Genomic DNA, 12,732 nt, shown 5'->3' with positions numbered 1-12,732 from the left:
AAAATGTTAGCTTTCACGGTTAAATAGCGAATCATAATTTTAATAACGATAACAGATGGATGATAAGGTATTCTATGCATTGGTAACAGCGGTAGTCGTGATAGGTGGTATAGGCATAGGCGTTGCCTATTCCTACACAACAAGCCATCCAGTTTCGGTTCCATCAACAGGCCCGTACTATCTTACGATGGTGATAACGCCATCCAATCCCTATGTCTATAACAAAACCTATGAACACAATCAACCCTCCTACTTCATACTGGCAGCCAACAATTCGCTTGAATCTGCTGCAAACATAGTGTTGCCGGCTCACAGGGAGATAGTACTCACAATAATAGATTACGATTCTGGTCCTACCCCGAATATCGGAAACACTAGCACCTCAAACACAACGATCTTCACCAAAGTTATAGGTACGGTGGGCGGAGTTGAATATCAGTACAATACCACGACTTCACTTGCGAGCTACAAAGACAACAACACCAGCCTGCTTAAGCCAGTTGTGATAAGTCAGGTAAACTGGTATGGAAATGCATCAGGAGGATACAATATAACGCACACATTCACCATACTCAACAGTGGTCAAGTCATCGTTAACATACCAACATTTGGTGGTACCACAACACTGGCATACCTCTACCTCAACAACACCGGCACATACACGTGGCAGTGTTATGTCCCGTGTGGCCTCTCAGCTGTTAACGGAGGCTGGAGCGGGGCCATGACCACAGTTGGCTGGATGACCGGTACCGTGGTAGTCGATTAAGCATGCAAAATAGATCAATTTTTATATTTCAATTATCCTCTATATTATTATTTTTTCTGGCATTCGCCATATTCTACAATAGGTATATTTTCATAACGAGCGATTCGCTTTATCTTTCATTTCTGATCCTCTTTATACCGGCGTTCCTTTTTCTATCCACAGAAGCTCTATCAAAATTTTTCAATTCCATAGGCATATATACAGAAACCTTTTACATGTTCTTTCTGTTTGTAATACTTTTCTCTTTTTACGGATACCCTATGTTCTGGATTTTGTTGCTTTCGGCCGTGCCTGCAGCCGTCTCATACTGGAAGATGCTCGATGATTCTAAGGGCATTCTGATCAGGCTACCGGCATTCATAGGTACAATTATATTCATGATCTACCTTGGTGGCCTGATATCTATACCGTTGCCGACTCAGGCTCCAGTGATAATTGAATCGGATGTCAGCGTTTTTAAGGGCCTCGGTATGATACCACTTGGTCTTGATATAGACGGAGTGTTCATACTATCCCAGAATCTGGACATACTCATAAGTCCATTCATAGAGATCGTTTTCTTTGCGGTGGCCTCGCTCGTATCCGAAAACTATTACCAGATAATATCGTACTCCTCTCGGCACGGCAACACCATTGGATCGGCACTTTCTGGCCTGACAAGTGCCTTCAGCTGCCAGTGTGAGAGCTTCATATCGCTTCTACCGGCTGTTGCCGCGCTGATAATAGATGTGATACTTATCCCCGTTCTGTTTCTGAGTCTTACCCTTCTCATACTCACCTACATCTTTGTGTCCAGATACTACAAATCAGGAAGACGCATAAGGAAATTTTTTGTGGTTCCAAACAGAGGATCATATATTCACACACTGATGCTGGTTGCTGGCTCAGTGTTACTTCCAGTCATTCTTGAATACTTAGTTTCACTCGGGCTGGAGAAGAATTTCATATTTTTCTTTATGGGTGGCATGGCCATGGTTCTCTCAGGCTTCATCTTCGTTCTAATGGTTCTGGACTTTATTGATTTCAGTTTCCGCTCTCGGCTGGTTGGTTCGATGCTGTCTCTATCAGGGCTCGCCCTTTCATATGTATGGTTTCTACCTTCATTAACATACAAAGCGTACTCTGTTCCGGCTTATTATGCACTCATGATGATCACTGGATATCTGTCCGGTATCGCAATAGGATCAGGCTATCATGTTATGCCGGATAGAATGAAGTACACATATTTGGAATATGTCACCGTAATTTTCAACGTTATACCTCTGATTATCTTCTATATGTCAGCGATCCTTGAGATACACATATGGAAATTCATGCCCATACTTGATCAGGTATGGTTCAGTCTTGCACTATGGATCTTCATGCTTCCGCTGATGTGGTATACAACGCATCTTTCACTCAACAGCTTCGCTGGATCCGATGCTTTTATTGCAAAACAGGTGATCGCCCATGAACATCCTGATTGATCTGGGCATAGAGCTTTCGATGTCTCTCTTCTTCTTCTATCTGTTCTATAGGATGGCGAAGAAGACCACAAGCGGTGTACTCGAAATATTCCTGGAAGCAATGATGCTTTCCATGTTCGCTGGCCTCACCATATATTATCAGTGGCCGATGACATTCTTAACAGCCTCCGCAGCTGTTGATTCACCCATGGTCATCATGGGGGTCGCAGCCGTATGGGCCTATTCTAAAAGATATTCCACCATAACTCTCACAAGATACCCCGCATTCATAACTCTTCTGATCGCTAACGAGGTTCTTATGGCGTACTTTCTTATGATCGTAACGTACCCGAATCTCTCCGGATACGGATCCTTCTATGTTCTTTCCCACGCCATAAGCAGTTATCTATTCGTTCTGTCCATGGAGATAGAGATGATCCTTTCCATAATTTTCCTTGAAATGGATCGGATCAAGAGGATAATCTTTTCTGGCATCGCGTTTTCAGGCATGTTCAATCCATTCATACTGCCTGGCAGAATCTTTCCCATTTACGGAACAGCGTATATCGCCATTATCATGGTCGTATTCATGGCCATACTCTTCGAATTCATCGCCCTGAAATTCGATACGATGAATCATTTCAGAATCACTATCATAACGATCTTTTTCGGGCTCATGGCGTTTTCATCCTTAGGCCTGTTTCTGTCCCTTATATTGAATTCCCACATTTTCCTGATTATTTTCGGCATTTCAATGCTTGCGCAGATGGCATTCTATTTCCATTATCTCTTTGCCCCGGATAAAAGCAAAGGCAGCATTGGCTGGTCCAACAACAGATACCATATGTTCTATGTGCTTTTGTTCTCGTTCGTTGCCGAGTGGTTCATTTCAGCTGCTCTTGACTCCATCCTTGGAGGGGTTCATGGTGTTCCGGCATTCCTGAACTCATTCGGCACTGGCACCGGTTCCAGCATAATTCAGTCTATATTCAACGTTATACTCATCTTCGGTTCTGTTACAAATTCATACGTATTTCTAATAATAATGGGAATCGAAATGGCTTCACTGGTCATCGTACGCATCGGCAGGCTAAGATGGAGAGAGAAGAGATGGAATTTGACATTCGCACTGATAGCGTATGCTCTGTACACCGTTTATTTTCCTAATTTTGTCGATCCCAAATATTATGAGACAATCCCACTCTGGGGCAATATTGGCAGTCTTGGTCCAGTATATCCTGACATGCTGGCCGCTCTCATAGGCAGCTACGCGCTCTATGCTGTTCTTGCGCTTTTGTTTGGAAGAAGGAGCTACTGCAGCACCCTATGTCCTTCTGCGGTCATGTATGGCGGTACGCTAGGACAGGCCATGATAAAGTACAATTATTCTGCTCCCGCCAGCAGGAAACATATAGGCAGCAAGTTCAAGGAGTCGCTGTACCCCGTCATCGGATCTTCATGGATATTGATACTCATAGCAGCTTATCTCTCATATCTCTCAAGCACAGGTTCGCATAACTTCGATCTGTTTGGAGTGGACCCAGCAATTCTTTATTCAGTGGCTGTATGGAACGTCTTGTGGTACGTATTCTTCATGAGCATACCAATTGTGGGCATGAGTCCATGCAGGAGATACGGCTGGTGCACCACAGGAACATTCGTTGGGTTTTTCAGTAAAATTGGATTTTTCAGGCTCAAGGTACATGATCCATCCCAGTGCGTCAGATGCGAAACGAAGGCCTGCGTCACTGCATGCGAAGTTGGAGCTGGGGATCTGGCCGGGCAGTTCATAAAGCAGGGCTATTTCAAGAGTTCTAAGTGTGTTGGTTCAGGATCGTGCGTACTCGCATGCCCATACGATAACATCTACTTTTATGATGTAAGAAATGCCATGCATGACTTCATAAAGAAATTCAGGAAAAAGTAGAATTTTTTCATGTTGATATTTCAGGATCTGCTGAGGTAATTTTCATAATAGTACAGCTTCTCTAGATTTATGAGTTCAGTTATGTCGTGATATCTCTGTCTCCTTCTTATGGAGTAATTTGTATCATGATCCTTCTTGATGATCTCCTTTGAGGTTTCAAGAAGATTTTCGTGTCTCAGCACGGTGTCAACATTTATACCTTCCAATGGTCCTGATATTTCTGTCTTCTTCATCCTTAGTGAAGTGAAAGAACCTCCTATCTTGAATTCGTAACCCTGATCGAATCCGACCTTTATATCGTCTGCAGCTATTATTCTATCGGCAAGAAGCGCAATCTCATAGCCTTCATCCACAGCGTCTCCATTAAGTATGGCGAAAACTGGTTTCTGAAAGGAATAGATCATCGAGATGAGTGACGAAGAGGACTGCATCATCCTGTAAATTTCACTATTGGTGATGCTGCTGATCAAAAGCTTTTTGGCAAATATGTTATTCATACCAGTCAGCGCTACTGAATGCACGCTCTCATCCATGGCTGCTATGCCAAAGGCTGCGATCATCTCATCAAGCGTGTTTAAATCAAAATTCCCCTTCGTGTCGCTTCTGATAACGATCAGACCGATTCCTTCCTCCTGCCAGAATGAAATACTCTTATATCCTCTCACCCTGATATCATTCATCTTATCTGATTCCTAATAGCAATACTTATATTTGATGGATGCCTAACATGTTAGATTGAAAGCAAACAGTCCATCGATAGAAGCTATTATAGAAGTGGAGAGGGAAGACTGCTGGGTCACGAATCTTGTCCTGGATAGGGATCCCAAAGCTGTGATAGAGAGGCTTCGCATAGGCGAAAACACAACGATACACCTAGTAAAGCCGTCTATAGATCGACGTACGCTCTTCAATGAGATAAAAAAATATCCTGGTTATGTCCTGAAGGCAAACCTGAGCGGCAAAGATTCCATATGGGCTGAGGGAAAAAGCTGTTCGTCCTGCCGCATCCTTGAATCGTTTAATCTGATGGTGATGGGTGGAAAATCCATAGGTTTTGATAAGGTCAGATACAGGATAATCGCCCCTACAAAAGCCGAATTCAATCGGGCGCTCAAAAAATTGAAGGATGAAGAGCTGAACGCTGTTGTTATCACGACGAACGAGTACTCAAAGAATGATCTCACGCCCAGAGAAAGGGAGGTTATAATGAGCGCCCTTAAGCTTGGATATTTTGATATCGATAGGCAGATCTCCATGAAGGATCTGGCCAAGAGCTTCGGAATAAAAACCTCCTCTATCTCCGATGTGATGAGGCGCGGGTTGAAGAAGATAGTGATGGAGTATTTCCGAGATTCTCTGGGATGATCTCCCCTCTGAAGAATGAAAGGAAGATGCTAAGATTTGCCTCAGATCCTATCATCAATCCCGGCTTAAGTGGAGATTGCCATCTCAGCCCAAAATCCTGAGTTCTTATTTTTCCGGTTATTCTGAGTTCTATCTTTTCCCTGTTGACCGATATGATAAGAACATTTAAGGGCACGATCTCTTCAATCTCCTTTATCCTGATGTTGAAGTTGACGGGTTTGCTTGGGAGCTGCTTTAGATCTACTTCTCTGGCTTCGGCTTCTATATATCTGTATTCTGAGGTGTTGAAATAGCCCTTCTTCATCAGGTTCCTGTCCCTAACACTGTTTCCCGTCTGAACGCTGGAGACATCGATCCTGAGCAAAGCTCTATCCACAAACTCCTCATCGTTCAAAGATAGGCAGCCCGAGAAATTCCGGAATTGCCCGGACACCTTTGACAGGACAAGGTGTGTGATCGTGAAATTTATCTGAGATCTTTCTAAGCTAAGAACATAATTGCATGTCCGGGATTCCATATATTTTCAATACGTAATGACATAAAAGGCATTAATCTTAAGTGTTAGGTATTAAGAGATGATCGTCTGGTATTCATGGGAATATTAACCTGAATAGTTAGGTTAAGTGTTTATTTTACCAGCTTGCCTAGAAGAAACAATCAGGCATTATTATGAATCTGGAGGTGTTATAACACGGTAGATACCCCTAAAGATAAGAAATGCAATAATAATCAGGATAAGGAAGTGGTTGATGATCCAGGGCGCAGGAATTTTATAAAAGCAATGGGTATAATTTCCATAGCAGCTGTGGCTGGACTTTCTCTGAGAAGCCTCATTCAAAACATCATACCACCACAGGAGGTAACGTCATCCACGTTCCCCACGTTGACTCTGGTCGATAGCAAGACAGGACAGCCCGTAAAAACAAGCGATCTGACTGTGAATTCGCCAGATATAGTGGTATTCAACTATCCGTTGCAGAATGAACCAAATTTTCTGCTCAGGCTCGGCAATGCAAACGGCCAGGACGTGGCGATAAAGCCAGTCACCGTAAAGATACCCGCTACGGGGCAGACGTATACCTCGCCGGGAGGTGTAGGTCCATACAAATCCGTCGTAGCTTCAAGCGCAATATGCCAGCATCTCGGCTGCGTACCACCAGAGATCCACTACTATCCGCCAGGCACATCTATACCTAATACCAGCATATCTGGATCCTCTAACCATGGCCTCGTACACTGCAATTGCCACGGGAGCACATATGATCCTCTGAACGGTTTTTCTGTCGTCACCGGTCCTACTACTCATCCTCTTCCAAGTGTTGTGCTCTCATATGATGCATCCAGTGACACCTATAAGGCTGTATCCATGGTGGGCCCCACTATTTACGGTCACAGCAGCGACCTCTCAGGGGGAACCGCAATATCTGGAACAAGTACCGATGTTGTGAATGAAGGAGTACCTTCTACATGAGGTGTTTCAATTGCAAGAAAAGAAACCAGAGGATTATGAAAAGATCGTTAACATAATAAATAATCCGGAACCTTTGCCAAGACGCGTACCAGATTACATGCGCAAGAAGGGTGGAGTTTGGTTCTGGACGGGCGCTCTCACGATGTTTGCCTTCATCTATGAGGTGATCACCGGGCTCATAATGCTTTTCTATTATGAACCTTCAAATGCGTATACGAGCACAGAGAATTTTCTGCACACAGTTCCATATGGCGAAATAATTCTCACAACGCACCTCTACGGCGCTTACATAATGATAGCTCTGCTCTATGTGCATCTGCTGAGGAATCTGTTTGTAGGAGCTTATAAGAGACCAAGACGGGATCAGTTTCTCTCTGGAATCCTGCTGCTGTTGCTCACGCTTGGTGTAGGATATTTCGGATATTCGCTGAGCGGCGATGTCCTTTCTGCGGATGCGACTGATGTTGGCAGGGGTATAGCACAGGGATTTCCAGTTATAGGAAATTACATAATGGAGATCATATTTGGAAACGGTACACAGGTCTCTCTCTTCCACCGCCTGCTTGCATGGCATATTCTGTTTGCCGGCCTCATTGCTGTGGTTGTTGCTGCACACTTTTTCCTGGCTGAAGCAAGGACCATAATGCCAAAGAGAAGCGAGACCAATTACATGGCACCGGCGATCGACAAAGAGAAGCCAGATTACAAACCCTGGTACCCATACAATATGGTGTACATGGTTGAACTTGGATTCTTTTCATTTGCGGCCATATTCATCCTTCCAGCCCTTGCCGCACTTTTGCCGGGAGTTCCGACCTTATTCTCTCCATTTCCACAGGTGGCTCCAGGAAATCCAGCAGCATCGTCTGTGCCTGCCTATCCGCCATGGTTCCTGCTCTTCATGTACAAAGAGCTGGATTTCCAGTTTGCGCAGGGTATAGGTCCGTTCTGGGCAACCGTCATATTTGCTGGTTTCCCATTGGTGTATCTTATGATTCTACCCTACATAGATAATACGTTCTCGCTGAAGCTGTCGGACAGACCAATATTTACAGGCTTGGCAGTAACGGGTATCTTTTACCTGATCGGTCTTTCCGTTTGGGGAGCATTGACACCTGGAATACAGATACCAACTGGAGATGCGGTTCTATTCTTTGTAATACCCCTATTGGTTGTTTTACCGATCACCTGGGTCGTAGCGAAATACTTCAGAATGGGAAAGATAAACTACAACCATATAGCTGTCATAGGATCAGCACCAATAATAGGCTTCTTCGCTTTCGAGCTGGGCGTAATACTTCCAGGATACTTCAGAGGAGATGGAGGAATATATCTGGAGGCATCAATATTTCTGGCGGTTTTGATAGTGCTCATACTGCTTATACTTATGAAATCTGCAGGATACTTCACATCAAGCGTCAAGAAGACTGAGACTAACAGATACTTCTATATAGCCATTGCGGCTGTTCTAGGCTTCTTCTCTCTGTTTCTGGCGACCATAGTATCCATAATGAATCCGACATCGATAACTGACGAAGCCTTCTACTCACTTGCGATAGGAATAATAATGATATCACTCGGATCTATAACAAAAATTTACAGAAAAATAACATATAATGAATAAAATTTATATTTTATAGAAAACGTTATCCTCTTTCTCATAATCATAGTAGCCTATGAGATCATAAAATTCTGATCTTCGCATTATTCTGTCAAGGAAATTTCTCTGCGTACCGTCTTTCATAAGGTCTTTGTAGATAGAATCTATGGCTTTGAGCATGCCGCGGAAAGCGGTCAGAGGGAATATGACGATATTGTATCCTATCTCCTTCAGATCAGCTACTGAGAGAAGCGGAGACTTTCCGTCTTCAGTCATATTGGCCATCAGGTTGCCTTTGACCTTTTTTCTCATCTCAACAAATTCTTCTCTGCTCTCCAGCGCTTCGGTGAATATTGCATCTGCCCCGGCCTCAAGATAGGCATTGGCTCGATCTATGGCGTCTTCGATCCCGTTTATCGATCTGGCATCGGTTCTGGCTATTATCATGAAATCGTCATTTTTTCTCGTGGAAACTGCAGCTCTTATCTTACGGACCATGTCATCGCGATCGATAACACGTTTTCCGTTTAGATGGCCGCATTTCTTTGGCTGTTCCTGGTCTTCTATGTGTATCGCAGCCGCACCGGCATCCTCTAACATGCGGACTGTGCGCATTACGTTGACAGTTTCCCCAAAGCCTGTGTCAACATCGACTATGAGTGGCATTCGCGTGACGGTGGTTACCCGGTAGGTCTCTGCTGCAACCTCCGGAAGAGTTGTAACTGAAAGATCCGGCAGTCCCATCGTGCCCGCAACTCCTGATCCCGAAAGGTAGGCCGCTCTGAATCCAGCCCTTTCTGCAACTATTGCGGATATGCCGCTGAACACTCCAGGAGCAACAACGATATCTCTCTTAAGCAACCCTCTCAGCTCCGAGGGACCGCCATTGACGTTATCCTTAAGCCTTGACACTGTTGATCACCTCGAATATTTCCTTAGAATCCATCTTCTCCAAGTTTTTCAGATCATTGACGAGAGCCACAAGATTCTTGTCAACGCGATCCGCCTTTTTCATCACATCTTCCCATGTGTATGGATCTTTGAAGTGACCCTTTGGGACATCTATCTCAAGCTCCTTTCTGCCGTCATCATCCTCTATCTCTATTCTGACAGGTAAGTACTCCGGATACATGGCATTGAATTTTTCAGAGACATTAAACTTCATCCTGTCTATCAGGTTCAAAATTTTTTCGTCCTTCAGATACCTTGCATCATAGGAATTTACATCAGGTTCACCGTAGAGAAGGGTATAGGCGATTATGTAGGGCATGCTGTGATCAGCGGTTTCCTTATTCTCCGGTCTCAGCTTCTCCGGATCCTTAACTATGATGGTGTGGGCGACTTTGAAGGTGTCAACATTTATGGTCTTTATCCTGCCCTTCACCTGTTTCCTCAATTCTGATGCAGCCTGTGCGGCACTCATGGCATGGTATTCCACAGGATAGTTCTTGATCATCGTCTTAAGCACATGTGATGATATACTGAGATCGAATGGACCTGATACCTGTCTTTTGAATCCCATCTCACCATCGAATATATCTGATGGGCCGGTCAGGCCGGATCTGGCGTTCAAAGCTGCCATAAGCGAGGACATGGTCTGATAGGCCACGGTGCAGCCCTTCCACATGCTCAGCTTTCCTGCCCTTGTCTGCCTCATGCTCACGTTGTTTATTATGCCAAGTGAAACAGCATTTTCGAACTTATCATCATCAAGATCCAGTATGGCCGATATCCCGGCAGAGGATGATATGGAATCGTAATTGACATGATCCCAGCCCCGATCTCTTATGGATACGGCATCAGCAAGAGAACACACCACATCATATGCTATCTTCAGGCCCCTTATTATCTCACTTCCGTCAGTCTCAGCAATATGGGAAGCAGCAAGTATTGGCGGCACATTATCTGAAGGGTGGAGGGCCTCCTTTGACAGATAGGTATCATTGTAATCCATGTATCTTGTCATACATCCGTTGATCATCACCGCGTACGGAGAAAATACATCCCTTTTCTTGAAATAAACTGGCGTGTTAACCTTTGACCTGACGTCTCCGAGCACGTCAATGAGAATATTCACAGGCGGCGAATTTCTGGCCGTATAGGCCGTTATTATGGAATCTGCAATTCTCATCTTCAGTGCCTCTACCTCTTCTTTGGGTATCCTGGAATAGGAAACGCTATCTGCATAGTCCTTTATCTGCTTGACCACGGAATCCATGATATGGTTATAGCGTGCAATTATAAATGGGTTGGGAGGCCAGATGATATTCATAAATTTTCAAGAAGTTGGGTCACTAGAAATAGCAAATTCGAAACGTACCATCGTCTTATGGTTAGGCATAATCGTAATTCAGACCATGATATTTATCAAAGATCGTCTGGCATCCGGATTAAGGCTGGAAACTTAGATCTGGGAAATGTGCGTTCAATGGGAGTGTCATGATCACTGATATGTTTTAAAGAGGAGTTATGGGTTTGGGAGAAGCTATAAATCTATCCCTCATACAGTAGATGCATGGGCCTCCCCAAATAGATAGAAGGATCTATAAATTGTCTTTCTATATTTTTGTATCCTCCACCAAAACCAAGTGGGCGATCCTTTAGTAGGATCGGTGCGAACCGAATACACGCCTGTGGTTATAGAGATATATGGCTTGTACGGATGTCCGGAATGGCAGAGGTCTCTTCGATGAAAGGAGAAATCGAAGATTCAGCTGAGAAGTAGCTCACCGCTGTGAAATTATGATACTTGAGTTCTAGAACGGCTGACACTGTACGGATTCTTCAGGAATTCAGGCGGAGTTCTAAAATTGCATCACAGCATTCAATCAGCAGCAACGGAATACACGCCTTCATCACTCTTCTCTACCCGCTTTGCTATAAAAGCGCCAAGAACATAGAGGGCCATCATCGGAAGCGCCATTATCATCATGCTTACACCTAGCACTCCAGGAGAAAATATCAGGCCGAAAATGAGGGATCCCACAACTGCATATCTCCAGTTTCTGAGCCAGAAACTGGCCGGGACGATCTTCAATTTGGTCAGGCCCACCATTATCACGGGCATCTCAAAGGATAGACCGAATGAGGCAATATACATGAAGAAGAATGAGGTATAATTTGCAATACCCATCGTTGGAGAGGATCCAACGGCGAAATCAAAATAGAAAAAGATCCTGAACAATACAGGAAACACGTACCAGAAGCCGAATAAGCTTCCAATTGCGAACAGAATGGCGGCCGGTATCCCAAGACTCTTGATGGCCTGCAGCTCCCTCCTCTTGAGACCAGGTGCTACAAATTTCCCAATCTCTATGACTATAAAGGGCATGCTGAACAGCAGGGCTAGAAACATGACGCTGTAAATATCGGCCACCATTGCGTCAGTTGGCTTAAGTGCAATGAGTTCAACGTTCTTGGGAAGAACATGATATTCAGAAAGTTTCAGAAACTGTGCTCCCGCATTATCGTATGGATCAGGATAAAGGAGTGGAATTCGCATGCCTAGGATGCGATAATATTCCACCTTAAACGTAAAGAATATGAGGAAAAAAACGAAAAAGGCTATAAGGGCTCGTACAGCTCTAACTCGCAACTCGTCGATGTTTTTCTGTATTATATCCAACAATTCACTGGGCATGCTGGAGTTTTTCCTGTATCTCTGCCTTGAGCTCCTCTGTGCTCTTGCCCTCAGTATCTATACCCATGGTTTTTGCCACGGCGATGTAATCTACCCCATTGGCTGGATTAGACTGGGCTGATGGTGTTTTGGAGTACATGGCCTTTCTTATCTCTTCTTCGACCTCCATCTGGCCCCTCTTGAATTCTCCTGTAGCTCTGCCTATATTCTTTGCCAGTTCTGGAACCTTCTTTGCACTTCCAAAAAGAACTAGAATCGCAACGATGACTATTAACCATTCAATGGCTGAATCAAGCATATAATCGATCAATCAATAATTTACCATATTTAATCTTTGTCTCTAAAAGGATAGGTGTCAATAGCGTACTTTTACTTAAAGATCGGTAGAGATCGAATTTTCTATCGTTATGTCTCAAATATCTATTATATTATAAATGTTAAAAATTGACCGGTACCAAATAATATGAAATTACTAAAAATATTTATACTATTGTATAAATGTAGTTAGCACAGGTCAA

At 43.9% G+C, this 12,732-nt stretch carries 12 protein-coding genes; 6 read left to right on the top strand and 6 right to left on the bottom strand.

Annotation, left to right across the window (positions count from 1 at the left end):
- Positions 1-55 precede the first annotated feature (55 nt).
- The 3 genes from DMB44_RS07305 (at position 56) to DMB44_RS07295 (ending at position 4,138) form a co-directional block, all read left to right on the top strand.
- Positions 56-766: a hypothetical protein gene (locus DMB44_RS07305; protein WP_110642308.1), complete on the top strand. Its 711-nt coding sequence runs from the start codon at positions 56-58 to the stop codon at positions 764-766.
- Between the two features lie 260 nt (positions 767-1,026).
- The gene (locus tag DMB44_RS07300; RefSeq protein ID WP_153280193.1) at positions 1,027-2,232 is read left to right on the top strand and encodes a hypothetical protein; all 1,206 of its coding nucleotides are present in this window, start codon (positions 1,027-1,029) and stop codon (positions 2,230-2,232) included.
- Positions 2,216-4,138: a 4Fe-4S binding protein gene (locus DMB44_RS07295; protein WP_110642304.1), complete on the top strand. Its 1,923-nt coding sequence runs from the start codon at positions 2,216-2,218 to the stop codon at positions 4,136-4,138. Before DMB44_RS07300 ends, DMB44_RS07295 begins: the two co-directional genes overlap by 17 nt.
- A gap of 20 nt (positions 4,139-4,158) precedes the next feature.
- On the opposite strand, the gene DMB44_RS07290 is transcribed toward DMB44_RS07295, so the two are convergent.
- A complete protein-coding gene (locus DMB44_RS07290) occupies positions 4,159-4,818 on the bottom strand; it encodes an enoyl-CoA hydratase/isomerase family protein (RefSeq protein WP_110642302.1) in 660 nt (219 codons plus the stop codon).
- Between the two features lie 55 nt (positions 4,819-4,873).
- On the opposite strand from DMB44_RS07290, the gene DMB44_RS07285 reads away from it, so the two are divergent.
- The gene (locus DMB44_RS07285) at positions 4,874-5,503 is read left to right on the top strand and encodes a helix-turn-helix domain-containing protein (RefSeq protein ID WP_237265356.1); all 630 of its coding nucleotides are present in this window, start codon (positions 4,874-4,876) and stop codon (positions 5,501-5,503) included.
- Here DMB44_RS07285 and DMB44_RS07280 read toward each other — a convergent pair.
- A complete protein-coding gene (locus tag DMB44_RS07280) occupies positions 5,433-6,020 on the bottom strand; it encodes a YceI family protein (protein WP_110642300.1) in 588 nt (195 codons plus the stop codon). The two genes, DMB44_RS07285 and DMB44_RS07280, sit on opposite strands and share 71 nt — an antisense overlap.
- A gap of 225 nt (positions 6,021-6,245) precedes the next feature.
- On the opposite strand from DMB44_RS07280, the gene DMB44_RS07275 reads away from it, so the two are divergent.
- Entirely contained in the window at positions 6,246-6,974 is a 729-nt protein-coding gene (locus DMB44_RS07275) for a Rieske 2Fe-2S domain-containing protein (protein ID WP_110642298.1), read from the top strand.
- 10 nt (positions 6,975-6,984) lie between these two features.
- A complete protein-coding gene (locus DMB44_RS07270; RefSeq protein WP_110642511.1) occupies positions 6,985-8,598 on the top strand; it encodes a cytochrome bc complex cytochrome b subunit in 1,614 nt (537 codons plus the stop codon).
- A 3-nt stretch (positions 8,599-8,601) separates the two neighbouring features.
- Here DMB44_RS07270 and prpB read toward each other — a convergent pair whose 3' ends face one another.
- The 4 genes from prpB to DMB44_RS07250 form a co-directional block, all read right to left on the bottom strand.
- Positions 8,602-9,486 carry a methylisocitrate lyase gene (prpB, locus tag DMB44_RS07265; RefSeq protein ID WP_110642296.1) on the bottom strand — a complete coding sequence of 295 codons (885 nt, stop codon included), beginning with the start codon at positions 9,484-9,486 and terminating at the stop codon, positions 8,602-8,604.
- Positions 9,473-10,792: an MmgE/PrpD family protein gene (locus DMB44_RS07260; RefSeq protein ID WP_110642294.1), complete on the bottom strand. Its 1,320-nt coding sequence runs from the start codon at positions 10,790-10,792 to the stop codon at positions 9,473-9,475. The genes prpB and DMB44_RS07260 overlap by 14 nt, the downstream gene beginning before the upstream one ends.
- Before the next feature lie 606 nt (positions 10,793-11,398).
- A complete protein-coding gene (gene tatC / locus DMB44_RS07255) occupies positions 11,399-12,199 on the bottom strand; it encodes a Sec-independent protein translocase TatC (protein ID WP_237265355.1) in 801 nt (266 codons plus the stop codon).
- Between the two features lie 4 nt (positions 12,200-12,203).
- Positions 12,204-12,512, bottom strand: a complete 309-nt coding sequence (locus DMB44_RS07250; RefSeq protein ID WP_110642290.1) for a twin-arginine translocase TatA/TatE family subunit — start codon at positions 12,510-12,512, stop codon at positions 12,204-12,206.
- Between the last annotated feature and the right edge of the window lie 220 nt (positions 12,513-12,732).

The organism is Thermoplasma sp. Kam2015 (genome assembly GCF_003205235.1).
Taxonomy (GTDB): domain Archaea; phylum Thermoplasmatota; class Thermoplasmata; order Thermoplasmatales; family Thermoplasmataceae; genus Thermoplasma.
Note: the sequence above shows the minus strand (reverse complement) of the source record. Positions and strands in the feature narration are given on the sequence as shown.